Source organism: Kitasatospora sp. NPDC051164 (assembly GCF_044455625.1).
Lineage (GTDB): Bacteria > Actinomycetota > Actinomycetes > Streptomycetales > Streptomycetaceae > Kitasatospora.
On record NZ_JBITFB010000019.1, the window covers coordinates 27,405 to 51,127 of the forward strand.

The following is a 23,723-nucleotide window of genomic DNA, read 5'->3' on the forward strand; positions in this document are numbered from 1 at the left end:
GGCGCCCCCGCCGGGGGGGCGGGGGGGGGGGGGGGGGGGGGGGGGGGGGGGGGGGCCCCCCCCGGCCGGGGGGGGGGGGGGGGCCGCGGGCGCCCCCCCCCCCGCCCGGGGGTGCTCAACGCCGTGTCACAGCGCCGGGTACGCGTTCTTCATCAGCTCCTGGAACTGGGCGGAGAACCACTCGCCGGACAGCGGCGCGTCCGGCAGCGCACCCGACATGTGGTTGTTGTTCCTCGGGTTGCCGGTGTACGTCGGGTCGCACATCCCGTCGAAGCCCTTGCCGTCGTTGTTCGGGATCTGCTTGCTGGCCCCGTCCGACTCGCCCGGAGGCTTCATCCAGACGTACGCGTCGATGCCCGGCGCCGGGGCAGCCTGCGGCCGTTCGCCGAGGCCCGCGCCCGCCTGGTTGCACCAGTTGCCGGTGTTCAGCCGCCGGTCGTAGCGCCCACCGTCGACATAGGCGTCGACGCTGGTGCGTGGCCCGGGACCGGCCGGCCGGGCGGCGCCGCCCCAGCCGTTGCGCGAGGTGTCGATCAGCATGCCGAGGTTGGGGTCGAAGCCCAGCGAGACCAGCTTGGTGCGCAGCCCCTGCGCGTAGGAGAGCTCGTCGACGTACCGGTTCCAGTCCACCCACTTGGACTGGCGGACGGAGGTGCCGTTGACGGTGTCGTCGATGGTGAAGTTGTCCTCCTTGAGCGCGCTGTAGTTCGCGGTGTTGACGATGAAGCCGTGGACGTTGGCGACGGTGGAGCCCTCGGCGGTCGCCGCCTGCTTGAACAGCTCGGCGGACGCGCCGAGGTTGTCGTCCCAGCCGAGCCAGCCGTGGTGGCCGGCGTCGGCGTAGTTGTACACGTTGGGGATGGCGCCGAGCTTCTTGAGGGCGTAGCCGATGCCCTTGATGTAGTTGCCGTTGGCCTTCATCACGTCGCAGGTGGGAGTGGCGGTGGCACGCGGCGTGGTGTTGGTGACCAGGTTCGGCAGCGAGTCGAGCTCGACGGTGGTGACGATCCGCAGGCCGGCGTACTTGGGGTCGGCGAGGATGGCCGCGATCGGGTCGATGAACTCCGTCCTGTACCGGTCGATCTCGGTCGGACCGAGTTCGCCGTTGGAGGAGAGGGCGGCGCAGTCCCGGCCGGGCAGGTCGTAGACCACCAGCTGGACGACGAGCTCGCCGCTGCCCTTCTGGCGCAGCGCCTCGTCGAGGTGGGCGCGCAGCCCCATCCTGCCGTTGGCGCCGGCGATGGCGGCGATCCGGTCCAGCCAGATGCCGGTGGGCTGGCCGGCGACCTTGGCGCCGCCGGGCTCGGCGGCGGCGTGCGCGGACCACTCGGGGTTCACGTAGACCTTCGCGCCGGCGTACGGGTTGTCGACGCGAGTGCCGGGCTGGGTGGTGGGTGTGCCCGTCGGGGTGCCCGTGGGCGTGGCCGTGGGAGTGCTCGTCGGCGTGCCGGTGGGAGTGGGGGTCGGCGTCGTGGTGGCGCCGTTGCAGAGCACGCCGTTGAGCTTGAAGGCGGTGGGCACCGGGTTCGTGCCGCTGTAGGAGCCGTTGAAGCCGAAGGAGGTGGAACCGCCGGTCGCCAGGCTGCCGTTGTACGAGACGTTACGGGCGGTGGCGGCGGCCCCGGACTGGCTGATGGTCGCGTTCCAGCCCTGGGTGACCTGCTGGTTGCCGGCGAAGGTCCACTCCAGCGTCCACGAGCTCAGCGGGTCACCGGTGTTGGTGACGACGACGTTGGCGCCGAAGCCGGTGTCCCACTGGTTGGAGACCTGGTAGTCGACCCGGCAGCCGGCCGCGGCGGCGCCGGCCGAGGTGGACAGCACGGTGGCGGTGGCGCCGGTCGCGGTGAGCAGGCCGAGGGCGGCGAGCAGGGCGGTCCGGCTGCTGCGCAACCGGTTGACGGTGGTGTGCGTGTGTGTGGTGCGGGTGGGGGTGGTGCGGCTCATGGTGGGGGTCCCTTTCAGTGTCCGTCGAGGGCGCGCAGGTGGTCGCGCAGTCCGAGGCCGAAGGCGGTGGGAGTGCCGTCGTAGCGGCTGATCAGGGCGGGGCCCGAGGAGCAGTCCCAGGTGTTCCAGGTCCAGCCCAGGTAGGAGAGCCCGCGGTCGTCGGACCACTTCATGACGCGGTCGACGAACGCGTGTCCGCAGGTGTTCTCGCCGATCTCGCCCGCCACGAGCGGGACCCGGGCGGCGACCGGGGCCAGGGCGGAGGTCCAGCAGGCTTCGTCGGCGCAGGAGTTGAAGTTGTAGATGTGCCAGGCGGCGGCCAGATCGCCGGTCGGGTCAGAGGGGGCGTGGGCGAGCCAGCCGCTCAGGTCGTTCGCGTAGGCGATGCCGGGGACGAGCACGACGTTGCGCGAGCCGGTGGCGCGGACGGCGTCGAGGAGGTCCTGCATGCCGGCCACCTCGTAGCCGATGCCCGGGCAGGTGCCGCCGTCGCGCCAGCAGGCCCAGGCCTGCTCGGTGGTGGCGGTGGCCCGGTCCGGGTAGGGCTCGTTGAACAGGTCGAAGACCACCCGGCGGTCGTCCTTGAAGGTGTTCGCCACCGAGGTCCAGAACGCCGGGGCGTAGCGGGCGTCCGGCATCGGCTTCTGGCAGGAGGCGTGCACGTCCGGGCAGCCCGCCGAGTTGCCGGTGTACTGGCCGTACGTCCAGTGGAGTTCGACCACGGGGGTCATCCCGTGCGCGAGGACGCGGGTCACCAGTTCCTTGACGGCGTCGACGTAGGCGGCGCCCCGGTACTCGGGCCGGATGTTGTCCAGGCCGAGCCAGCACTCCTCGTTGAGCGTGATCCGGACGGTGTTGGCCTTCCAGTCCGCGATGGCCTGGACGGCGGCGTCGTCCACCGGGCCGTCGAAGATGCCGTGGCCCTGGACGCACATGAACTCACCGCCGGAGCGGTTGACGCCGAGCAGGCGGCGGGTGGCGCCGCTCGGGTCGGTCAACCGGTTGCCGCTGACGCTCAGTTCGGGCGCGCCGACGGTCGGGGCGGGGGTGGTGGTCGGGGATCCGGTCGGGGTCGCGGTGCTGGTCGGGGTCGGGGTGCTGGTCGGGGTGTCGGTCGGGCCGGGGGATGATCCCGAACCGGTCGAGCAGGCAAGGCCGTTGAGAGTGAACCCGGTCGGGTCGGGGTTGGCGCCGGACCAGGAGGCGATGATGCCGAGGGTGACGCTCGTGCCGGTCCCGAGCGCGCCGTTCCAGCTCTCGTTCGTGGCCGTGACGTCGGTGCCGGACTGGGACCAGGTGGCGCCCCAGCCCTGGGTGAGGTGCTGGCCACCGGTGAAGTGGAAGCCGAGGCTCCAATCACTGCTCGGTGCACCGTTGTTGGTGATGACAATGGAGGCCTGGAAGCCGCCGGCCCACTGGTTGACCGTGGAGTAGTCCACGGAGCAGCCGAGCGGAGCCGCAGTGCCCGGGCCCGCACCCGCCGCGGCGGACACGGCACTCACCAGGGTGAGGACCGCGCCGCCGAACAGCGCTGTGAGGGGTGGGGGGTGTCGCATGAGCGACTCCTTGCAGCGAGGACGCGCCGCTCCCGGCACGTCGACTGACGGAATCGCTCCCACTGGTGGGCACTGACCGTAGCGCCAACTGCCGCAAAGGAAAAGAGGAGTTGCCGGGATTGGTGAGCGGACGTGTTCGACTCTTCAAGCCTCTTGACCGGCTCACGGGGATCCCGCACAGTGGGAGCGCTCCCACTGGTCAAGCACTGTCGTAAGAACGCCGTGCTGCCGTCCACGGCGCGACCGCATCCGGTCGTGGGCGGGGGCACGGCGCCCGCGGATCCTGTCAACCCCGTGGGAATGTCGGGCCGACCGCGCGAGGGAGGACGAGACGACCGCCCGATGTCCGAGGCGCGGATCAGTGTCCCGTCATGCGCGACCGGACCGTGCTGCGCGCGGTGGCGGCGTCGTCGGCGAGCAGGGCCGTTTCGGCGAGTTCGCGGCACTGCGCGAGGGTGTGGGCGGCCAGCGCCGCCCGCACCTCGGGTAGCGAGGCGGGTGCGGCGGACAGGCTGGTGATCCCGAGGCCGACCAGGACGAGGGCGAGCGCCGGGTCGGCGGCGGCCTCGCCGCAGACGCCGATCGGACGGCCGTGCTCGGCCGCGGCCGCGGCGGCGGTGGCGACCAGTCCGAGCAGGGCGGGCTGCCAGGGATCGAGCAGCTCGGCGAGCGTGCCGAGCGTCCGGTCGGCCGCGAAGGCGTACTGGGCCAGGTCGTTGGTGCCGACGCTGAAGAAATCGCAGAACTCGGCCAGCCGGTCGGTCCGCAGGGCGGCTGCCGGGACCTCGATCATCGCACCGGCCTGCGGCAGTCCGTGTGCGCGGACCAGGGCGGCGAACTCCGCGGCCTCACGCGGGATCGAGACCATCGGGGCCATCACCCAGACCTGCGCGGTGCTGTCCTCGGCGGCCTCGGCGATCGCGGCGAGCTGGGTCTCCAGGAGCTGCGGGTCGCGGACGGCCGTCCGCAGACCGCGGACGCCCAGCGCCGGGTTCTCCTCGTCGGTGGAGCTCGCGAAGGGCAGCGGCTTGTCCGCGCCCGCGTCGAGTGTGCGGACGATGACCCGGCGGCCGGCGAAGGCCGCGAAGACCTTCCGGTAGGCGGCGGCCTGTTCGGCGAGGTCCGGTGCCTCGATGCGGTCCAGGAAGAGGAACTCGGTGCGGAACAGGCCCACGCCCTCGGCATCGGCGGCGGCCGCGCCGGCCAGTTCGTGGGGCGCGCCGAGGTTGACCAGCAGCGTGACCGGGTGGCCGTCCGCGGTCCGGCCCGGTCCCCGGAATCCGGCCAGTCGCTCGCGGCGACGGCGCTCGTGCTCGCCGGCCCGGTCGACCGCCTCCGGACTCGGATCGGGCTCGACCACGCCGTCCGCGCCGTGCACTAGGACCTGCCGGCCGTCCTGGAGCGCCGCGGCGCCGGCGCAGCCGACCACGGCGGGCAGGCCGAGCGCCTTGGCGAGGATGGCGGTGTGGCTGGTCGGCCCGCCGCGGACGGTGACGAGGGCCAGAACCCGTTCGGGGTCGAGCAGGGCGGTGTCGGCGGGTGCCAGGTCGTCGGCGACCAGGACGTAGGGGTGACCGGGGTCGGGCAGGCCGGGCATGGGCAGACCGAGCAGGTGGGCCACGGCGCGGTCGCGCAGGTCGTCCAGGTCGGCGGTGCGTTCCGCGAAGTATCCGCCGGCGGCGGCCAGCGCGGTGCGGAAGCCGTCGAAGGCGGCGGCTAGCGCGTGGGCGCCGTCGGTTCCCTGTTCGGCGAGGGCGGCCGCCCGGTCGGCGAGGGCCGGGTCGGCGGCCATCATGGCCTGGGCGGCGAGCACCTCGGAGCCGGGGCCGCTCGTGCGGGCGGCGCGCTCGTCCAGGTCGGCGACGACCGCGCCGAGGGCGGCGCGGACGGCCTCGGCCTCGGCCGCCGGGTCGGTGACAGGCCTCGGTGCGGGCAGCGTCGGTGCGGATGCCATCCGGGCGACGGGGCCTGCGGCACTGCCGCGGCCGACGCCGATCCCGCGCATCGGGCGGCTCATGCCGTTGCGTCGAGGTCGGAGGCGAGCAGGTCGGCGAGCGCCTTGAGTGCGTCCTGGGCTCCGTCGCCGGAGGCGGTGAGCTCCAGGGTCTCGCCGCGGCCGGCGGCCAGGGCGAGGACGGAGAGCAGGCTGCGGGCGTCGACCGGGGTCTGGCCCGGGCGGCCGACGGTGACCTTGGCCGGCTGCAGGGCGGCAGCCCGGACGAACTGGGACGCCGGGCGGGCGTGCAGGCCGCTCTCGGTGCCGACGGTGACCTGGATCGAGTGCATCGGGATTCCTCGGGGGACGATCGCCGGTCCGGGTGGGAGCCGGATCGGCGGGAAGTTGGGCACGGTGGCCCGCGCGGAGGGTGAAGCGCGGGCCACCGTGTTCGTGCCCGGGTCTTCGCGGTACGGGGGCAGTGGCGGAGACCGGGCAGTTCGTGGTTTCACGCCCGTTGGCGTGTTGTTTCGATTGGTTCTACGCCCGGTTACCGAGGGATGTCAACACATTCGGGCAGTCCGTCGCTGGCGAACCGGAGGCTGAACAAGCTCTTGCTTTTTCGGTCCGAGCGCGTATGGTCGGGCCTCGTCAGGCGTGAACGGACATGAAACGGACGCAAACCCACATGTATGCACCCGAGCGGCAGCAACAGATCCTCCGCCTCGTCCAGGAACTGGGCAGGGTGGACGTGCCGACGCTCGCCGAGGACTTCGGCGTCACGCAGGAGACCATCCGGCGTGACCTGAGCGCTCTGGACCGGGCCGGTCTGCTGCACCGGGTGCACGGCGGCGCGCTGCCCGCCGGCGCCCTGCACCTGGAGCCCGGCCTGGCCGAACGGGACTCCACCGCCGCGGCCGAGAAGGAGCGCATCGCCAAGGCGGCCCTGGCCCTGCTGCCCAGCGAGGGCAGCGTGATCCTGGACGCCGGGACGACCGTCTCCCGGCTGGCCGGCCTGCTGCCCGCCGACTGCGCCCTCACGGTCGTCACCAATGCTCTCCCGGTCGCAGCCCGGCTGGCCGACCATCCGGAGCTCGCCCTCCACCTGGTCGGCGGGCGGCTGCGCCACCGCACGCAGGCCGCCGTCGACGCCTGGGCACTGCGCGACCTGGCCGACATCCACGCCGACGTCGCGGTGGTCGCCACCAACGGCTTCTCCCCGGAGGGGGGCCTCTCGACGCCGGACCTCGCCGAGGCGGCCGTCAAACGGGCCATGCTCGCCGGTGCCCGGCGGGTGGTCCTGGTGGCCGACTCCTCCAAGTACGGCGCCCGCCACTTCGCGCGGTTCGGCTCGCTGGACCAGGTGGACGTACTGGTCACGGACACCGGACTGACCGACGAGCAGGCCGCCGAGATCGAGAACCACGGACCGGAAGTCATCCGCGCATGATCGTCACCATCACCCCGAACCCCAGCCTCGACCGCACCTACGAGCTGGGAACGCTCGCCCTGGGCGAGGTCAACCGAGCCGGGCACGACCGGCTCGACCCGGGCGGCAAGGGCGTCAACGTCTCCCGCGCGCTCACGGCCGCCGGACACCGCACCAGCGCCGTCCTCCCCCTGGGCGGCGCATCCGGGCAGGTGCTCGCCGACCTCCTGCGCCGCCAGGGCATCGACGTCGCGGCGGTCGCGATCTCGGGCGACACCCGGATCAACGTCTCGATCGCCGAGGACGGCGGCAGCCTCACGAAGATCAACGCGGTGGGCCCCGAGCTCAGTGCCGCCGAGTCGGCCGCGCTGCTGGCCCGCGTCCGCGACGCCCAGCACACCGGACAGGGCACCGGGACCGGCGTGGACTGGCTGGCCTGCTGCGGCAGCCTGCCGCGCGGACTGGCGCCCGAGTGGTACGCCGAGCTGGTCGCGCAGGTGCACTCGGGCGGTGCCCGGATCGCGCTGGACACCTCCGGTCCCGCGCTGGTCGCCGCGCTCTCGGCCCGCCCCGACGTGGTCAAGCCCAACCGGGAGGAACTCGCGGAGGCCGTGGGCCGCCGGGTCGCCACCGTCGGCGACGCCGTGGACGCGGCCGGGGAGCTGCGCAGGCGCGGCGCCCAACAGGTCCTCGCCAGCCTCGGCCCGGACGGGATGCTGTTGATCGCCGAGGAGGGCAGCTGGTACGGCAGCGCACCGGTCGCCGCCGTACGCAGCGACGTGGGCGCGGGCGACGCCTCACTCGCGGGCTTCCTCGGAGCCGGTGGCACCGGCCCCGGGGCACTCGCGGCGGCCTTGGCGCACGGCGCCGCCGCCGTACAACTGCCGGGGAGCGTCATGCCGACCCCGGCGGACCTGGACCCGGCCGCCGTGGTCGTGACAGCGGACATTCCGCTCGAACGACCGCTTCGCGGTTGAGAACGGCCCTCCCGGTGGGAGGGCACCGACGGACGGACGTCGAACGCGGCGCCGGCGCGGCCACTGCGACCCGGCAGGCCGAGCGGGCACCGCGCAGGCGAACGTCCGGCGCCTCCTGCCGGAGGCACCACGCCCGACCGTGTGGGACGGAAGGGCGACCATTCCCGGGGGCAAGGGAACACTCTCAGGCACCAGTCGAAGGACCGACACGATGAGCGACACCAGCGGACTGATCACACCCGCACTCGTTGATCTCCACCTCGCCCCCCAGGACAAGAGCGAAGCGCTTCGCGCCCTCGCCCAGCGGCTGGTCGCCGAGGGCCGGGTCACCGACCTCGACGCCTTCCTCGCCGACGTCGCCGCCCGCGAGGACCAGGCCCCGACCGGGATGGGCGACGGCATCGGCATCCCGCACTGCAGATCAGCCCATGTCACGCGACCGAGCCTGGCTTTCGGCCGCAGCGCCAGGGGCGTGGACTTCGACGCCCCGGACGGACGGCCCGCCGACCTGGTCTTCATGATCGCGGCACCGGCCGGCGCGGACGACACCCACCTGCAGATCCTCGCCGCGTTGGCCCGCAGGCTGATGGACCCCGCTTTCACCGGTGCCCTGCGCGACGCCGAGAGCCCGGGCGCGGTCGCGGCCCTGATCAACGGCGAGGAGGCACCGGCGGCTACCCCGCAGCCGGTCACCGCTCAGGAGCCGGTCACCGCTCAGGAGCCGGTCACCGAGGGCGGGCTGCGGCTGGTCGCGGTGACCTCCTGCCCGACCGGCATCGCCCACACCTACATGGCCGCCAAGGCCCTGGAACTGGCTGCCGCCCGGGTCGGCGCGCGGATCCAGGTCGAGACCCAGGGCTCGGCCGGGACGACGCTGCTGGCCCCCGAGGTGATCGCGGCCGCGGACGCGGTGATCTTCGCCCATGACGTCGAGGTCCGGGACCGCGCCCGCTTCGCCGGCAAGCCGACCGTGGACGTGGGCGTGAAGGCTGCCGTCAACCGCGCCGACGACCTCATCGCGCAGGCCGCCGGGCTGGTCGCCGGGGTCGGCAGTGGCGCACGTACCGCCGCAGACCGGGTCGCCGCACCGAAGGCACCGGCGGGCGAGCACTGGGCCCAGCGACTGCGCACCTACCTGATGACGGGCGTCAGTTACATGATTCCCTTCGTCGCGGCCGGTGGACTATTGATCGCCCTCGCCTTCGCGATCGGCGGCTACCAGATCGCCTCCGCGCCGTCCGTGCTGGGCCACTTCGACTGGACCTCCTCGCACAGCTGGGCAGCGATGCTGTTCCAGACCGGCAAGATCTCCTTCGGCTTCCTGGTCCCGATCCTCTCCGGATACATCGCCTGGGCGATCGCGGACCGGGCAGCACTGGCGGCCGGCATCGCCGGCGGTGCCGTCTCGGTGGCAGTCGGCGCGGGCTTCCTCGGCGGCATGGTGTCAGGCCTGGTCGCGGGCTTCCTGGTGCTGTGGATGATCCGCTGGAACGTGCCGCGGGCGGTCAGGGGCATCATGCCGGTCGTGGTGATCCCGCTGTTGTCGGTGGCGGTGGTCGGCTTCCTGATGTTCGTGGTGGTCGGCTCGCCGATCGCCTCGGCGATGAACGGCCTGACCGACTGGCTGAACGGCCTCTCCGGCTCCAACGCGATCCTGCTCGGTCTGCTGCTCGGCGCGATGATGGCCTTCGACATGGGCGGCCCGCTCAACAAGGTCGCCTACACCTTCGCGGCCGGTGCGCTCACCGCCGCGGGTACCACCCCCGACGCCGGCAGCCTCAAGGTGATGGCTGCCGTGATGGCCGCCGGCATGACCCCGCCGCTGGGCATGGCCCTGGCGACCGTCGTCCGGCGCAAGCTGTTCAGCCCCGAGGAGCGGGAGAACGGCAAGGCTGCCTGGGTGCTCGGCGCGTCGTTCATCACCGAGGGTGCGATCCCGTTCGCGGCGGCCGATCCGCTGCGGGTCATCCCGGCGAACATGGTCGGCAGCATGACCGCCGGTGGCCTGGTGATGGCCTTCGGCTCGACCCTGCGTGCACCGCACGGCGGAATCTGGGTGCTTCCGCTGATCGGCAGCCCGTTCCTGTACCTGATCGCGGTCGCTGCGGGCACGGTGGTCACCACCGCGGTGGTCGTCCTGCTCAAGGGGATGCGCAGGCCCGCCACCTCGGCGGCTCCGGACTCCCTGGCCACCGAGAAGGAGCTGGTCGGCGCCTGACCGACGGCCCGCGAGGTGCCTTCGCAAGGTGCCTCCGTGGGGTGCCTTCGTGAGGTGCGTCCGGCAGTGATCCGGCGGGCCGGAGTCCGGGCCGGTTCGGGGCGCCCGCTCAGTCGAGCGGGCGCCCCGTTCGCGTCCGCGAAGGGGAGCACGCACAGCCTCCGGCGGCGATCCTCTTGGATCCGGCGGCAGGAACGCGGAGCCCATGCGCGAACCGGCAGGCTGCCGTGGGAGCGTGCACCCGGGGCGGAAGCGGCCCGTGTGAGCGGGCACACGGGCCGCTTCCGGAGAAACCGTCCAGCCGTCACCGGCCCGGGGGGAAGCCTCCCCAGACGGACGCGGAGCCACCCGCGGACTGGGCGTCGATGCGGTAGCCGTCGTTCGCGGAGGTGCGCATGCCGGTGGCGTGGTTGTACTGGCCGGCGAACTCGTGCTGCCCGGCCGGGACGGAACGGCCCGGCTTGAGCACCCAGCGGTAGACCAGCGCGCCGCCGGTCTCCTGGACGGTGACGGTGAAGTCGTCGTCGGGCAGGGTCCGCCAGTTGCCGGTGTCGCGCACGTCGCCGGTCTGCGCGACGCGCAGTTCGACCGTGAGCGAGGTGAGCGGCTGGGTGGTCCTGAGGGTGAGGTTGCTCTGGGCCCAGTAGACGCTGCTGTGCGGGTCGACCGACCCCTCCGACCACAGCGGGCCGTTCTGGGCCCGGCTGCTCGCCGACGGGGTCGGGCGAGGGCCGACCGGGGTGCCGGTTGGCGGCGTGGTGGTCGCCGGGGCCGGTGCCGGTGCCGGGGCGGCGGTCGGGGGAGCGGACCGCGTCGGCGTCGACGTGATTGTCGGCGAGGGGGCGGCCGGTGCGGTGGTGGCGGTGTCCGACGGCGGCGGGGTCCGGACGATGGCGGCCACGGCGAGTCCGCCGGTGGCCAGGACGCCGGCGGTGGCGAGGCCCGCGAGCGCGACCCTGGGCCATGACCGCAGGCCCGACCGCGCACGGTGACGGACGGCGGGACCGGCCGCGCCGCGCTGCACGCGGGCCAGCATCCGTGCGGGGTCGGGGTGGTGGGCCTCGGCGGCCTCGCGCAGCTGCCGGGCGATGTGCTCGTTCACCGGTTCCTCCTTCCTGTCGTCAGTTCGCCGACCGCTCGTGCGCCGAGTGCTCTCTCCAGCTCGGCCATCCCCTTTGAGGTCTGGCTCTTCACCGTACCGACCGATATGCCCAGCGCCGCGGCGGTGTCCTTCTCCGAGAGGTCGAAGGCGTGCCGCAGCACCACGCACGCCCGCTTGCGGAACGGTAGCCGGGCGAGCGCCGCACGGACGTCCAGCACGGCGGCCACGTCCGGTCCGTCGGTCTTCTCGGGGCTCCGGGTCCAGAACAGCAGGATGCGACGCCGTTCGCGGACCGCGCTGCGGATCCGGGCCCGGGCCATGTTGGCGACCACTCCGCGGGCGTAGGCGAGCGGGTGGTCGGCCGCACGGAGCCGGTCCCAGCGTTGCCACAGGGCGAGCAGGGCGTCCGCGGCGAGATCGTCCGCCGCGTCCGTCTCGCCGGTCAGGAGGTGGGCGAGACGGGCGAGTTCGGCGTAGTGGCGTTCGAAGAAGTCGTGGAATTCCGCGGACGTGTCATCGAGGAGCATTTCCCCCGGTCGCCCTCTCCCTGCAATGTGAACGTTAACAGTCGGCATGAGACTAGCAGTGCCCGTTCCCGGGGCGGGGCGGTCCCCGCCCCGGAGGGTCACGCCCGCAGGCCGACAGGCGGGCGGCGCGGTCAATGCCGGGCGAACTGCACGCGGGTCGGTTGGACGACGTCCGGCTTCACGGCGAGCCCATCGACGGTCTGCTGCTCGCCGTAGATGTCGGTGACCCTGATCGATCCGCCGCATCCGCTGCCGTCGGGGGAGAGGAAGTAGTTGTAGTCGGTGCGGGACAGCTGCCGCCAGCCGCCGCCGGTCCGCACCTCCAGCGTGGCCACCGGGTTCCGGTGGCCGATCACCTGGATCCCGCACCACCACTGGCTGGACCCGGTCTTGTACCGGATCGACATGGTGTCCGGCGCCGTGACGGGGCTCAGCAGCGTCCAGGTGATCGGGAGCCGGCCCACCGACAGCTCCGCGAGCTTGCCGAAGGCCTCGTGGCTCAGGTCGAGCTGCCCGGGCGCGCAGGGCAGCGGGCACTCGTTGACGATCCGCACCGTGATGCTCGCCCCGTTGGCGGCGCGGACGAGCACGTACGCCCCGCAGGCACTGGACGACTCGTAGTCGGTGTGGTTCATCGCCGCGATCATGAGGTCGCCGGACGGGCCGAACGAGCAGGCGCCGTTTCCGTCGGCCGCGTCGTAGGACGTGGCGACGCCCGGGTAGCTCGACCCCGGCTTGATCCGCCCGGCCGGGGACGTCGTGACCGGTGCCGTGCGGGTACCGCCGGCGGCGGCCGAGGGTGACGCCGTGGCCGTGGCCGTGGCGGTCGACGGTCGCGGCGTGGGGGTGGGCGTGGCCGACGGCGACGGGGTGACGGTGGCCGAGGGCGGGGGGCTGGTGGCCGGCGACGGCGACGCCGAGGGCGTGGCTTCGACCGGGACACCGGTACCGGGCGGAGCGCTCGGCTCGGTGACCGCGACGGAGGCGGCCGCCGGTTGCGCGGCGTCGGGGCCGGGACCGCCCCCGTTCCCCGTGAGGAGCGCGAGGGCCAGGCACACCAGCACGCCGACGGCCGCCACTGCCAACGGAATGCCCACGATCAAGCCTTGCCTTCGCCGCGCCCGCGGGTCGGCGTGCTTCGTTGCCCTCATGCCCATCCAATTCCGGTAGATCGAGTCGACGTTGCACCACTCAGTGGCCGCCGAAGGCGGAAAGGTTGCCGGTCCGGTCCGGCACCGATGGCCCGGCTTCTTTCCGTGGCCGGCCCGCGGGCCGGCCGGCGAGGTCAGGACTGGTCGCCGTACACCACGCCGCGGCCGTAGCCGCCGAGGTAGACCCGGCCGTAGACGTCGGGGTCGCCGGTGATGACGTTGATGTTGCTGCCGCCGAACTGGTGCTGGTCGTCGTTGATCCGGACCCAGGTCGAGCCGCCGTCGGTGGAGCGGAACAGTGCGATGACGCCCTTCACCTTCCCGCTGAGGTAGAGGGCCTGGTAGCCGGCGCCCGGCGCGGCCTTGCCGAAACCGATGGCGCTCGCCCCCTCCACGCCGTCGAGCTTGCGGAAGCTCGCCCCGCCGTCGGCGGAGTGCCGCAGGCCGTTGCCCCCGCCGGCGATCCACAGGTCTCCGGCGACGCCCGGGACCGCCTTGAGCTGCCCGTCGCCCAGACCGGTTCCGCGGGCGGTGAAGTGCCTCCCGCCGTCGGTGCTCGCGTACAGGGTGCCGCCGCTGAGGGCGTAGAAGGTGTTCGCCGCCGAGCGGTCGGCCACCACGGTCGCGTCCTTGGGCAGGCCGGAGGCCGCCGCCCAGGACGCGCCACGGTTGGTGGAGACGAACGGGACCTGGCCCGCCGGAGCCCACACCACGGTGGTGCCGTCCGCCGAGACGGCCGTGGACCCGCCGCCCGCGTCGGCCACCGGAGCGCTCGGGAACGGGGCCCAACCCGCGCCGCCGTCGGTCGAGTAGGCGCCGTGCTGCTGGCCGCCGAGGCCGACCCGCACCATGAACTCCGGTTTCGCCTGGGCGAAGTCGATACCGGTGGTGTTGGAGAACAGCGGCCCGCTCAGTGCCTTCGCGGGGACCTTGGTCAGGTCGTCGTGCCGGAATCCGCTGACGTCGCCGAGCGCGCTGATCAGCGGGAGGCCCGGCGGCTTGGCCAGCCCGAGCGTGGCGGTCTCCTCCAGGCCCTTGGCCGGGACGGTCCAGTGCGTCGGGCGTCCGCTGTCCGCCGCCGTCACGTCGTTGCTCCCCCACATGCCCGACCCGGTGCCGTAGAGCACGTGCCCGGAGTCGAAGGGGTCGATGGCCAGCGCGCCCATCCAGTGCCCGATGCCGGTACCCACGTACGGCGCCGCGGAGTTGTCCCGCTCCGAGGTCGCGCCGAGCGCCTTCCAGGTGGCGCCGCCGTCGGTCGAGCGGTAGAGCTCGTCGGAGGGCCACCAGCGGTCCAGCGTGGTGACCATCACCGTCGACGGGTGCTGCGGGTCGACCGCCAGCCCGGCGAAGCCGTAACTGCCGCTGGACGGCGAGACGTTCTTCCAGGCTCCGGTGGACGGCGTGTACTTCCACACCGATCCGGCCGTCACCCCGTTCGGGCCGGGCGCGTTGGTGTACGTCAGGTAGAACGAGCCGTCGCCGGACAGCACGCCGTGCTGCGGCAGCTGCCCCGTGGGCTGGCCGGTGACGGCCTGCCAGGTGGTGCCGCCGTCGGTGGAGCGGTACAGCGAGGTGGACTTGTCGGCCACGCCGACGTAGATCGTCCGGCTGCCGGACGGGCCGAAGGTCACGAAGGACAGGCCGACCCCGCTGCTCGCACCGTCCTTGACGGGGAAGCCGCCGACCTGGCTCCAGGTCGCGCCGTAGTCGGTGCTGCGCCACAGGCCGTTCTTGCGGGTGCCGAGGTAGAGCGTGCCGTGGTTGTCGGGGTCCACCACCAGCCGCTCGCCCATGGACCTGCCGTCCTCGTTGCCGCCGAGCTTGAACGGCAGGTCGGTGCGCTGGAACGTCCGGCCCTGGTCGGTGGAGCGCAGGATCGCGCCGTTGCCCGCCCAGTCGTTGGTGTAGGTGCCGCTCGCGAGGTACAGGCGGTTCGGGTCGACCGGGTCGGTGGCCAGGCTCTCGATCCCCAGCAGGTTCCAGTCCGCCCCGCCGATCCAGTCGGTCAGTGAGGTCCACCGTCCGGCGGCCGCGTCCCAGCGGTACGCGCCGGCGATGTCGGTCCGGGCGTACAGCAGGTCCTTGCGGGCGGGGTTGAAGACCAGCCCGGTGACGAACCCGCCGCCGACGATCTGCGCGTTGTGCCAGGTGTACCCGCCCGTACCGGATACCTTCACCAGCTTCCACTGCTGGTTGGTGGCGCCCCGGTCCGCGTACTGGATGAGCGGGACGCCCTCGTCCCTGCCACCGCCCCACACGTCCAGCACCATGCCACTGGCGCGGGAGACGAACTTCACCGCGCCGTCCCCCGCGTCCGCCATCCGCCACTGCTGCGCGGCGGAGGCGTGGTCGCTCTGCTGCTCCACGGCGGCGGTGGACTGCGCGGAGTCACCGCGCACCCCGAGGACCTTGCGGCTGCTGCGGTTCTCCAGTTCGTAGTAGCCGTCCGCCGCCAGCCGCAGCCGCCACTGCTGGCTCACTGCCCCGGCCACGCGGTTCATCTGCCGGGCCCAGGCGCCGTCGGCCGCGTCCGCACCGGGCACGTCCAGGGCCTTGTCGCTGCGGACGGACACCAGCGTGTAGTAGGCGTCGGGGTCCACCGAGGCGGCCTTCGAGTCGGCCTGCACGAACAGCAGGTACGGGCCGAGCACCCCGGGCACGCCCAGCGCCAGGCCCAGCGTGGTCCAGCGCCGACGGTGGCGCCCACGGGGACGCCGCACGCCACCGGCCGCGCGGGTGCGCCGGCCACGGCCGTCCGCGGTGGGATCCGTCTCGTTCATGGGTGCTACTCCTTGCTTCGGCCCCGCTGACGCACACCCGTCTGGTCGGGGTGCGCGCCGGCGGTCGGCGGTGGGATCGGACGATCCGTGGGTGTGACGCCCTCGGTGTCGCCTGTCAGTTGCCGCCGTCGCGGGGGAGGTTGCCGCCCGTTCGGAAATTTTTCGGCCGAGCCGTGAGCAGGAGGCACGGGAGCACCTCCCGAGGGCGCGCGTCCGGGTGGCGGCTTTCCAGAGCGGAAGGCTCCCTGCCGTTCGAGGCAACAGGATGTTAACGAGATCGGCACAACTTGCGCCCGGAACGCGTCTTTACTCTTCTCATGGCCGTGCTTTACTCGCTCTTGACGCGCCATCAGGCCGCCGGAGCGGCACCGATGGCGACGCGGCCCAGCGGCGTGCCGCGCCCGTCGTGCTGACGCACCCTTCCGCCTGGAACGCACGTTTCCGAGGCACCGCCCCGTCCATCGCTCCTCCGGCCGAAACCGCAGGGGTCACGAAGGAGGCACAAACCCCATGGATCCGCTCATCGACCGGGCCCGGGCCTTCCCGCAGCGCGCCGGCGACACCGGCCGGGAACTCACCGGCCTCGCCGCCGGCCAGGCACCCCAGGCCCTCTTCATCACCTGCTCGGACTCGCGCGTGGTGCCCGCGCTGATCACCAACGCCGACCCCGGCGACCTCTTCGAGCTCCGCACCGCCGGCAACATCGTCCCCGCCTACCGGGACGAGCTCGCCTCGGGCGAGGCCGCCACCATCGAGTACGCCGTCGAGGTGCTCGGCGTCCGCGACATCGTGGTCTGCGGCCACTCGCACTGCGGTGCCGTCGGCGCCGTGGTCCGCGGCGAGGACCTCAGCGTCGTTCCCGCCGTCCGTGCCTGGTTGGGCCAGGCCGACCGGGCCGAACTGGGCGCGGACGGCGCGGACGTGTTCGATCCCACGGTCGCCGGGCCCGTGCAGCGCCACGTCCTCACCCAGCTGGACCGGCTGCGCGGCTACCCGGCCGTCGCGCGGCGGCTGCGCGAGGGCGGGATCCGGCTGCACGGCTGGTTCTACGAGATCCACACCGGGCTGGTGCTCGCCCACCGGCCCGACAGCAACCTCTTCCTGCCGCTGTGAGTTCGCGTGAGTCCGCTGTGAAGCCGCTGCGAATCGGGGTGCCCCGTCGGTGATCCACGGCCCCCAGCCCAGCAAAGCCCGCGCCCCGCGGCGCCACCACCACCCTCCGGACCGACACCGTCCGCACCGCTACTCTCCCGAGGACCCGATGACCCGTCGTCCCGCCCTTCGGCTGAGCACTCTGCGCTCTGACCTCCCCGCTTCCATCGTCGTCTTCCTGGTCGCGCTCCCGCTCTGCGTGGGCGTCGCCGTCGCCTCCGGTGCACCGGCCGAACTCGGCCTGATCACCGGCATCGTGGGTGGCCTGGTGACCGGGCTGATGCCCGGCAGCAGCCTCCAGGTGTCCGGCCCCGCCGCCGGCCTGACCGTGCTGGTCTTCGCCGCCGTCCAGGAACACGGCCTCGCCACCCTCGGCGTCATCACCGCCGTGGCCGGCCTGCTCCAACTCGCCATGGGCGCGGCCCGACTCGGCCGACTGTTCCGGGCGATATCCGTCTCCGTCGTCCACGGCATGCTCGCCGGGATCGGTCTCGTCCTGATCGCCGGTCAGCTCTACGCCTTGGCCGACGCCAAGGGACCGGCCGACGGCCTCGCCAAACTGGCCGGCCTCCCGGGCCTGGCCGCCGATGTCGCCAGGAGCCCGCAGGCCCTCGCCGCCGCCGCGATCGGCGCCGCGACGGTGGCGGTCCTGCTGCTCTGGACGCGTCTGCCCGCCCGGGTCCGGAGGGTGCCCGCACCGCTCGCCGCCGTCGCCGCCGCGACGGCCGTCACCGCGCTGTTCGACCTGCCCGTCGCCCGGGTCCGGGTGGCCGGTCTCGCGGGGGTGGTCCACCTGCCCGGCGGCTCCGAACTCGCGGCGCTCGGCAGCCTCGGCGTCCTCGGCACGGCGCTCGCGTTCGCACTGATCGCCTCGGCCGAGAGCCTGTTCAGCGCCGCGGCCGTCGACCGGCTGCACGACGGCCCGCGCACGGACTACGACCGCGAGCTGCTCGCGCAGGGCGTCGGCAACACCGTCTGCGGAATCCTCGGCGCGCTCCCGATGACCGCCGTGATCGTCCGCAGCGCTGCCAACGTGCAGGCCGGCGCCCGCACCAAGGCCTCTCGGGTCCTGCACGGACTGTGGCTGCTGCTCTTCGCCGCGCTGTTCCCGGCCGCGCTCTCCGTCATCCCGCTCGCCGCCCTGGCCGGCGTCCTGGTGCACGCCGGCGCCAAGCTGGTCCCGGTCCGTACGCTGCGCCCGCTCTGGCGGGCCGATCGCGGCGAAGCGGCGATCCTGACGGTCACCGCCCTGACCATCGTGGTGACCAACCTGCTCGAAGGCGTGCTGCTCGGCCTGCTCCTCGCGGTGCTCAAGAGTGCCTGGGACACCTCGCACCTCCACATCGCGGTCGTCGATCCGGCCGACGGTGCCGTGCGCGTGACCCTGCACGGCAACGCCACCTTCCTTCGGCTGCCCCGGCTGCTGGAGACCCTGGAGTCCCTGGAGGAACTGCCCGCCGACCGGCCCGTCCGGCTCGACCTCTCCGGCGTGCGCCACCTCGACCACGCCTGCCGCACCGCCCTGGAGCAGTGGCAGGAGCGCCACAACCGCAGCGGCTCAGCCGAGTTGGTCGGGCTCCCGGTAGCGGTGGCCTGACCGGAGGACGACTCCGGCGCCCGGGCGGTCGGCAGGTTTCCGCGCTCGGGGATCACCCCGGCCCCGTCGGTTCCCGCCTTCCGCACCGGACTCCGGAACCTCTCTTGCGCGCAGAGGACCGCATGGAGAGTGGTCTGCGCGGAGAGGCGGGCGGAGGGGAGACCGCTCACCGATCCGATCCTGATCCGAACGCGCTGAGTGCCGAACCCCTCACCGCTCGCTGTCGCCGTGCGGGCAGCGAGACGGTGATCTCGGCAATCACCTCCGTGGCGCGGATGTGAGCGTTAACTTGGCAATGTAGACAGATGTGAGCACCCTGCGTGGCTGGTATGAAGGGAGCCGCCCTTTGAACCGAGGGTGACGAATTGGCCTGGACCTGGTCGCGTACTGTGGTCGACAGTGCCGAGGAGGGGACTGCGAGTGGGAACCGAGAGTGCCGGGACGGAACAGCGCCAGCCCGTGATGTCGGACGTGGCGAAGCTGGCGGGGGTGTCCCATCAGACGGTGTCCCGGGTGCTCAACGGTGCCCCGCACGTGCGGCCCGGCACCCGGGACCGGGTGCTGGCGGCCATACGGGAGCTGGACTACCGGCCCAACTCCGCCGCCCGCGCGCTGGTCACCCGTCGCTCGCAGACTCTCGGCGTGGTGAGCTTCGACTCGACGCTCTATGGCCCGGCCTCGATGCTGGACGGCATCGAGCGGGCCGCGCGCAGCGCCGGCTACTTCGTGAGCGTGGCCAGTCTGCGTTCCCTGGACGGCCGGTCGGTCCAGGAGGCCGTGGACCGGCTGCGCGACCAGGGTGTGGAGGGCGTCGTCGTGATCGCGCCGCAGACCTCCGCCGTCAGTGCGGTGGCTCGGCTCTCCAGCTCGGTGCCGATCGTGGCGGTCGGGTCGGGCAACCAGACCCGGGTGCCCATGGTGTCGGTGGGCAACCGCTTCGGTGCCGGGGAGGCCACCGGGCACCTGCTCGACCTGGGGCACCGTACCGTGCACCACCTGGCGGGGCCGGCCAACTGGGTGGAGAGCCAGGACCGCGAGGAGGGCTGGCGCCTCACGCTGCAGGCGGCCGGAGCCCCCGTGCCGGACGTGGAGCGCGGCGACTGGAGCGCCCGCTCGGGCTACCAGGCGGGACTGCGGATCGCGCAACTCCCCGACGTCACCGCCGTCTTCTGCGCCAACGACCACATGGCCCTCGGCCTGCTGCGCGCCCTGCACGAGGCCGGCCGGTCCGTCCCCGACGAGATCAGCGTGGTCGGCTTCGACGACATCCCCGAGGCCGCCTACTTCATCCCGCCGCTGAGCACCGTGCGCCAGGACTTCGGCGAACTCGGCCGCCGCGCCCTGGAACTGCTCGTCGGGGAGTTGGGGAGCACCGCCCCCTCGCCGACCCATGCGCAGATCACCCCGGAGCTGGTGCTGCGCCGCAGCGTGGGCCCGGCCCTCCGACGGTGAACCGGTAGCCGATCCGCAGCGGCCCCGATCACCCGGATCGCGGGCTCCGGTCGCGGACCTGCCTTGACAGCATCTTTGTTAGCGCTAACAATCATCGTGAGCGTTGACGACAACGCCCTTCCCACTCCGTCGGCCAGGCCACCGCATCCCGCTTCCGTTTGCCTGGCCGACGGCCACTCGTTCCGCTCTTCAGAGGGAGAGGTAGCGGAACGGAGCCTGTCGCCGGTGTGCTCTGCCCTGCCCCGGCCGATGACCGCACCGGCGACAGGCCACCCTGCAGACTCCCCACCAAGGACGAGGAAGTGATCGACGACCTCGCCTCATCCTGAACCCCTCAGCCCGAACTCCTTTCCCGCACCCCGTTGAACGGAGAGCAGCCCGTGCCCAGAGACGTACTCGTCTCCCCCGGCGACCTGATGGTGGCCCAGGAGGTCGCCGGGGTCATGCCGGACGGCCGGCGCATCACCCGCTGGACGTTCGGCTCCCGGGCCGGGGTGACGGCGGAGGTGCTCAGCCTGGGCGCCCGCCTCCAAGCCCTGAACGCGCCGGACCGGGCCGGGCGGACGGCCAATGTGGTCCTCGGCGGCGGAAGCATCGAGGACCTGCTCGGCCAAGCGTCGTACCTCGGCGCGACCGTCGGCCGCTATGCCAACCGGATCGCGCGCGGTGTGCTGCCCCTCGACGGCGCGACGTACCGGCTGGCCACCCAGCTCACCGGGCACACCCTGCACGGTGGTCCGGACGGCTTCGCCACCCGCCTCTGGGACGGCGTTCCGGTCCGGGCGGACCGGCATGTCGGCGTCCGTTTCCGCCTGCGCAGCCCCGCCGGGGACCAGGGGTTCCCGGGGGCCGTCACCGCCGAGGTGACGTACCTGCTCGATTCCGGCGGCGAGCTCTCGATCACCTACCAGGCGGCCACGGACGCGCCGACGGTCGTCAACCTCACCAACCACGCGTACTTCAACCTGGCCGGCGAGGGCCGTGGAACGGTGCTCGACCACCTGCTCCGCGTCGAGGCCGCCGGGTACCTCCCGGTGGACGGCGACCTGATCCCGCTCGGCCCGGTCGAGCCGGTCGCCGGCACTCCGTTCGACCTGCGCCGCGCCCGGCGGATAGGTACCTGCATCACCGCGGAGAACCCCCAACTCCTGGCGGCTGGCGGCGGGTTCGACCACAACTGGGTGCTCGGCGGCACCGGGTTCCGCCGGGCCGCCCTGCTGAGCCACCCGGTGAGCGGCCGGCACGTCGAGTGCCTGACCACGGAGCCGGGGCTCCAGGTCTACACCGGGAACCACTTCGACGGCTCGCTGACCGGTCGATCAGGCCGCCGGTACGCCGCGCACGCGGGCATCGCGTTGGAGACCCAGCACTTCCCGGACTCGCCCAACCGGCCCGACTACCCCTCCACCCTGCTGCGCCCGGGGGAGAAGTACCGGTCGAAGACGGTGTACCGCTTCTCGACCCAGTAGCGGCGCGGCCGCCGAGCGGTGGAGGGGCGGTGGGCCCGGCGGGGCCCATCGCCCCTCCACCTTTTCCGTCCTCAGTCCGCGACGAAGACCCGCACGTCCCAGGCACCGAGGGAGACCGACCCGCCGGCGGGCACCGAGGCGCCGCCCAGGACGTTGGTGAGGTTCACCGGGGCCTGGGCGCGGGTGGGCTGCCAACTCCAGTTGTGCACCACGTGGACGCGGCGCCCGTCCGGGGCCGTCCCGGTGGTCGCGGTGACGGACGCGGGCAGGTCACGCCAGCCACTGGCGGCGGCGGGGGCCAGCCAGGCGGCCAGCGTCCGGGCCAGGTCGCGTCCGGGCACCGTGCCCACGCAGGTCACCCGGCCGGCACCGTGGGCGCGGGTGGTGACGGCGGACCAGCGGCCGAAGTGCGGGTGGTCGTACCCGGCCAGCACGGTGGCATCGGTGGCGGTGAGGCCCTCCACCCAGCGGGTCGCGGTCGTGCCCGACGGGAGCGCCAGCGCACTGCCGGGTACGGCGCGCAGCGGGAGGTCCGCGGGCAGGTTGCTGAACTCGTCGTACCAGGCGCCCGCGGCTGCCGTCAGGCGTGGCGGGGCGGTCTCGTGGCGGGCCCGGGCCTCGTGGTCGGCGTAGCCGGTGCGGGGGCCGAGCACGAGGTGGCCGCCGGCCTCGGCGTAGGCCGCGAACCAGTCCAGCAGCGAGTCCTCGGCGAGGTACAGCCCGGGGACGATCAGGACGGGGTGGCGCCGGGCAGCCACGTCGGGTGCCACGCCGTGGCGCTCCCCCCGGGCGTCGTGCAGTTGGCGGGCGTGCAGGATTCGCACCTGGCGGCCGGCCTCGAAGGCGCCGCGGTAGAACGGGTCGAAGACGCGGTGGTAGGAGGCCGGGTCGGGGCTGCCGTCCGGCTTCGCGAGCGGCGGGTACTTCTGCATCAGCCACTTGCTGGGCATCGAGTAGACCATGGTGATGTCGGCGTCCGGGTCGAGTCCGGCGACCAGCGCCCCCGCCGTCTCGAACTCGGCCCCCAGACGGGCGAGTTCGGCGTACACCCGGCCGGGCCTGCCGCTGTGCGGCAGAATTCCGCCCCAGTACGTCTCGGCGCCGAAGTGCAGGGTGTGCCAGTGCCAGTACTCGATCATCCGCGCGCCGCGCGAGACCAGGGCCCAGGCGGCCTGCCGCCACTGGCCGTCGAAGGCCGGCCGGTTCTCCGAAGTGCCGCTGATGGCCTGGGCGTTGGTCTCGGTGACCAGGAACGGCTCCTGGCGGGAGGAGAAGATCCGGTCGGCGCTCTGGTACAGCGCCCACACGCCGGCGGTCTTCCACCACTGCTCGTGGTCCTCGGGCGTGGGGTCGGGCAGTGCGAGGGCGTCCTGCATGTCGTAGTACGGGTTGCCCGCGGTGACGTCCAGGGCGTCGGTGATCTCGTCGTCCTCCAGCGCCGGGTGGTTGTAGGCGAGGCAGGTGGTGACGAACTGGTCGGGCCGGGCGTACTCCCGGGTGATGTCGGCCTGCCAGGCGACGAACTCGGTGGTCTGGCGGGCCTGGAACGCCCGCCAGGCGACGTCGTACTGCGGCTGCTGGTTGTCGTCGGGCCGCCACAGGTCGGCCCAGGTGGAGAGCCGGTGCGACCAGTAGACCAGGCCCCACTCCCGGTTGAGGGTCTCCACGTCGCCGTAGGTGTGCCGCAGGTGGTCGACGAAGCGCTGGAACACGCCGTGGTTGTGCGGCAGGCGCAGACCGGGCTCGTTGTCCACCTGGAAGCCGATGACGGCGGGGTGGGAGGCGTGGCGGGCGAGGATCGCCCGGGTGACGCGTTCGGCGTGGTGGCGGAAGGCGGGGTGGGAGAAGTCGGCCTCCTGGCGGGCTCCCCAGCCCATCGGCCGGCCGGTCGCCTGCTCGGTGACGATCTCCGGGTACTGCCGGGCCAGCCACGGCGGCACGGCGTACGTGGGGGTGCCGAGGACGACGGAGATACCGCGCTCGTGGGCGCCGTCGAGCACCGGCGTCAGCCAGTCCAGCTCGAACCGGCCGTTCTCGGGCTCCCAGGTCGACCAGACGGACTCGCCGACCCGGATGACGGTGAACTTCGCCTCCGTCATCAGGTCGAGGTCTTCCTTGAGCCGCTCGTACGGCTGGTACTCGTGGTAATAGGCCGCGCCGAACAGGACGCGCGGGGGCAGCGGGACCATGGGTTCACCTCGGGACGTGAGGAACTCCGGCCGCCGACGGGCCGACGGCCGGGGTGGGCAGGACGGTTGATCAGGCGGTGGTGCCGGTCACCGTGTGCGTTGGCGTCGTACATGGGAACGAAGGCATGGCCGAACCGAGTTCGGCTCGCGGTCGCCCAGGCCGGTCTCCGGCTCCAGGGCGTCGTGGCCCCGGCGGATCGTCTCGCGTGGGTCGCTCAGGGACGCTTCCTCGGTGGGGCGG

At 73.0% G+C, this 23,723-nt stretch carries 16 protein-coding genes; 7 read left to right on the top strand and 9 right to left on the bottom strand.

The genetic code is table 11. From position 1 onward, the window contains the following. Positions 1-126 precede the first annotated feature (126 nt). The 4 genes from ACIBEC_RS27030 to ACIBEC_RS27045 form a co-directional block, all read right to left on the bottom strand. Complete coding sequence (locus tag ACIBEC_RS27030) at positions 127-1,944, bottom strand: glycoside hydrolase family 6 protein (protein WP_360508129.1); 1,818 nt, start codon at positions 1,942-1,944, stop codon at positions 127-129. A gap of 14 nt (positions 1,945-1,958) precedes the next feature. Continuing rightward, positions 1,959-3,500 carry a cellulase family glycosylhydrolase gene (locus tag ACIBEC_RS27035; RefSeq protein WP_360508132.1) on the bottom strand — a complete coding sequence of 514 codons (1,542 nt, stop codon included), beginning with the start codon at positions 3,498-3,500 and terminating at the stop codon, positions 1,959-1,961. A 358-nt stretch (positions 3,501-3,858) separates the two neighbouring features. Next, complete coding sequence (gene ptsP / locus ACIBEC_RS27040) at positions 3,859-5,517, bottom strand: phosphoenolpyruvate--protein phosphotransferase (RefSeq protein ID WP_360508135.1); 1,659 nt, start codon at positions 5,515-5,517, stop codon at positions 3,859-3,861. Beyond that, positions 5,514-5,786, bottom strand: a complete 273-nt coding sequence (locus ACIBEC_RS27045) for an HPr family phosphocarrier protein (protein ID WP_360508138.1) — start codon at positions 5,784-5,786, stop codon at positions 5,514-5,516. Before ACIBEC_RS27045 ends, ptsP begins: the two co-directional genes overlap by 4 nt. A 338-nt stretch (positions 5,787-6,124) precedes the next feature. Between ACIBEC_RS27045 and ACIBEC_RS27050 the strand changes: the two genes are divergently transcribed. The 3 genes from ACIBEC_RS27050 to ACIBEC_RS27060 all read left to right on the top strand — a co-directional run bounded on the left by ACIBEC_RS27050 (position 6,125) and on the right by ACIBEC_RS27060 (position 10,060). Next, positions 6,125-6,886: a DeoR/GlpR family DNA-binding transcription regulator gene (locus ACIBEC_RS27050; RefSeq protein WP_360508141.1), complete on the top strand. Its 762-nt coding sequence runs from the start codon at positions 6,125-6,127 to the stop codon at positions 6,884-6,886. Next, a complete protein-coding gene (gene pfkB / locus ACIBEC_RS27055; protein ID WP_360508144.1) occupies positions 6,883-7,842 on the top strand; it encodes a 1-phosphofructokinase in 960 nt (319 codons plus the stop codon). The genes ACIBEC_RS27050 and pfkB overlap by 4 nt, the downstream gene beginning before the upstream one ends. 211 nt (positions 7,843-8,053) lie before the next feature. After that, a complete protein-coding gene (locus tag ACIBEC_RS27060; protein WP_360508147.1) occupies positions 8,054-10,060 on the top strand; it encodes a fructose-specific PTS transporter subunit EIIC in 2,007 nt (668 codons plus the stop codon). 304 nt (positions 10,061-10,364) lie between these two features. On the opposite strand, the gene ACIBEC_RS27065 is transcribed toward ACIBEC_RS27060, so the two are convergent. The 4 genes from ACIBEC_RS27065 to ACIBEC_RS27080 form a co-directional block, all read right to left on the bottom strand. Beyond that, positions 10,365-11,162: a hypothetical protein gene (locus tag ACIBEC_RS27065; RefSeq protein ID WP_360508150.1), complete on the bottom strand. Its 798-nt coding sequence runs from the start codon at positions 11,160-11,162 to the stop codon at positions 10,365-10,367. Continuing rightward, positions 11,159-11,689, bottom strand: coding sequence for a SigE family RNA polymerase sigma factor (locus ACIBEC_RS27070; RefSeq protein ID WP_360508153.1), 531 nt, complete (start codon positions 11,687-11,689; stop codon positions 11,159-11,161). Before ACIBEC_RS27070 ends, ACIBEC_RS27065 begins: the two co-directional genes overlap by 4 nt. A gap of 131 nt (positions 11,690-11,820) precedes the next feature. After that, positions 11,821-12,840, bottom strand: coding sequence for an expansin EXLX1 family cellulose-binding protein (locus tag ACIBEC_RS27075; RefSeq protein WP_396289053.1), 1,020 nt, complete (start codon positions 12,838-12,840; stop codon positions 11,821-11,823). Between the two features lie 134 nt (positions 12,841-12,974). Further along, positions 12,975-15,623, bottom strand: coding sequence for an RICIN domain-containing protein (locus tag ACIBEC_RS27080; RefSeq protein WP_360508158.1), 2,649 nt, complete (start codon positions 15,621-15,623; stop codon positions 12,975-12,977). Positions 15,624-16,133: 510 nt separating this feature from the next. Here ACIBEC_RS27080 and ACIBEC_RS27085 point away from each other — a divergent pair. The 4 genes from ACIBEC_RS27085 to ACIBEC_RS27100 all read left to right on the top strand — a co-directional run bounded on the left by ACIBEC_RS27085 (position 16,134) and on the right by ACIBEC_RS27100 (position 21,293). Continuing rightward, on the top strand, positions 16,134-16,736 hold the full coding sequence (locus ACIBEC_RS27085; protein WP_360508161.1) for a carbonic anhydrase: 603 nt from the start codon (positions 16,134-16,136) through the stop codon (positions 16,734-16,736). A 148-nt stretch (positions 16,737-16,884) separates the two neighbouring features. After that, positions 16,885-18,372, top strand: coding sequence for a SulP family inorganic anion transporter (locus ACIBEC_RS27090; protein WP_360508164.1), 1,488 nt, complete (start codon positions 16,885-16,887; stop codon positions 18,370-18,372). 420 nt (positions 18,373-18,792) lie between these two features. Beyond that, entirely contained in the window at positions 18,793-19,824 is a 1,032-nt protein-coding gene (locus ACIBEC_RS27095; protein WP_360508166.1) for a LacI family DNA-binding transcriptional regulator, read from the top strand. A 380-nt stretch (positions 19,825-20,204) separates the two neighbouring features. Continuing rightward, positions 20,205-21,293 carry an aldose epimerase family protein gene (locus tag ACIBEC_RS27100; protein ID WP_360508169.1) on the top strand — a complete coding sequence of 363 codons (1,089 nt, stop codon included), beginning with the start codon at positions 20,205-20,207 and terminating at the stop codon, positions 21,291-21,293. A gap of 71 nt (positions 21,294-21,364) precedes the next feature. On the opposite strand, the gene ACIBEC_RS27105 is transcribed toward ACIBEC_RS27100, so the two are convergent. Then, positions 21,365-23,482 carry a beta-galactosidase gene (locus ACIBEC_RS27105; RefSeq protein ID WP_360508171.1) on the bottom strand — a complete coding sequence of 706 codons (2,118 nt, stop codon included), beginning with the start codon at positions 23,480-23,482 and terminating at the stop codon, positions 21,365-21,367. Positions 23,483-23,723: the final 241 nt, after the last annotated feature.

What these genes read in the sequence shown, in the direction of transcription:
- ACIBEC_RS27030 (WP_360508129.1), bottom strand. Translation starts at nt 1,944, where the DNA reads ATGAGCCGCACCACCCCCACCCGCACCACACACACGCACACCACCGTC.
- ACIBEC_RS27035 (WP_360508132.1), bottom strand. Translation starts at nt 3,500, where the DNA reads ATGCGACACCCCCCACCCCTCACAGCGCTGTTCGGCGGCGCGGTCCTC.
- ptsP (WP_360508135.1), bottom strand. Translation starts at nt 5,517, where the DNA reads ATGAGCCGCCCGATGCGCGGGATCGGCGTCGGCCGCGGCAGTGCCGCA.
- ACIBEC_RS27045 (WP_360508138.1), bottom strand. Translation starts at nt 5,786, where the DNA reads ATGCACTCGATCCAGGTCACCGTCGGCACCGAGAGCGGCCTGCACGCC.
- ACIBEC_RS27050 (WP_360508141.1), top strand. Translation starts at nt 6,125, where the DNA reads ATGTATGCACCCGAGCGGCAGCAACAGATCCTCCGCCTCGTCCAGGAA.
- pfkB (WP_360508144.1), top strand. Translation starts at nt 6,883, where the DNA reads ATGATCGTCACCATCACCCCGAACCCCAGCCTCGACCGCACCTACGAG.
- ACIBEC_RS27060 (WP_360508147.1), top strand. Translation starts at nt 8,054, where the DNA reads ATGAGCGACACCAGCGGACTGATCACACCCGCACTCGTTGATCTCCAC.
- ACIBEC_RS27070 (WP_360508153.1), bottom strand. Translation starts at nt 11,689, where the DNA reads ATGCTCCTCGATGACACGTCCGCGGAATTCCACGACTTCTTCGAACGC.
- ACIBEC_RS27075 (WP_396289053.1), bottom strand. Translation starts at nt 12,840, where the DNA reads ATGAGGGCAACGAAGCACGCCGACCCGCGGGCGCGGCGAAGGCAAGGC.
- ACIBEC_RS27080 (WP_360508158.1), bottom strand. Translation starts at nt 15,623, where the DNA reads ATGAACGAGACGGATCCCACCGCGGACGGCCGTGGCCGGCGCACCCGC.
- ACIBEC_RS27085 (WP_360508161.1), top strand. Translation starts at nt 16,134, where the DNA reads ATGGATCCGCTCATCGACCGGGCCCGGGCCTTCCCGCAGCGCGCCGGC.
- ACIBEC_RS27090 (WP_360508164.1), top strand. Translation starts at nt 16,885, where the DNA reads ATGACCCGTCGTCCCGCCCTTCGGCTGAGCACTCTGCGCTCTGACCTC.
- ACIBEC_RS27105 (WP_360508171.1), bottom strand. Translation starts at nt 23,482, where the DNA reads ATGGTCCCGCTGCCCCCGCGCGTCCTGTTCGGCGCGGCCTATTACCAC.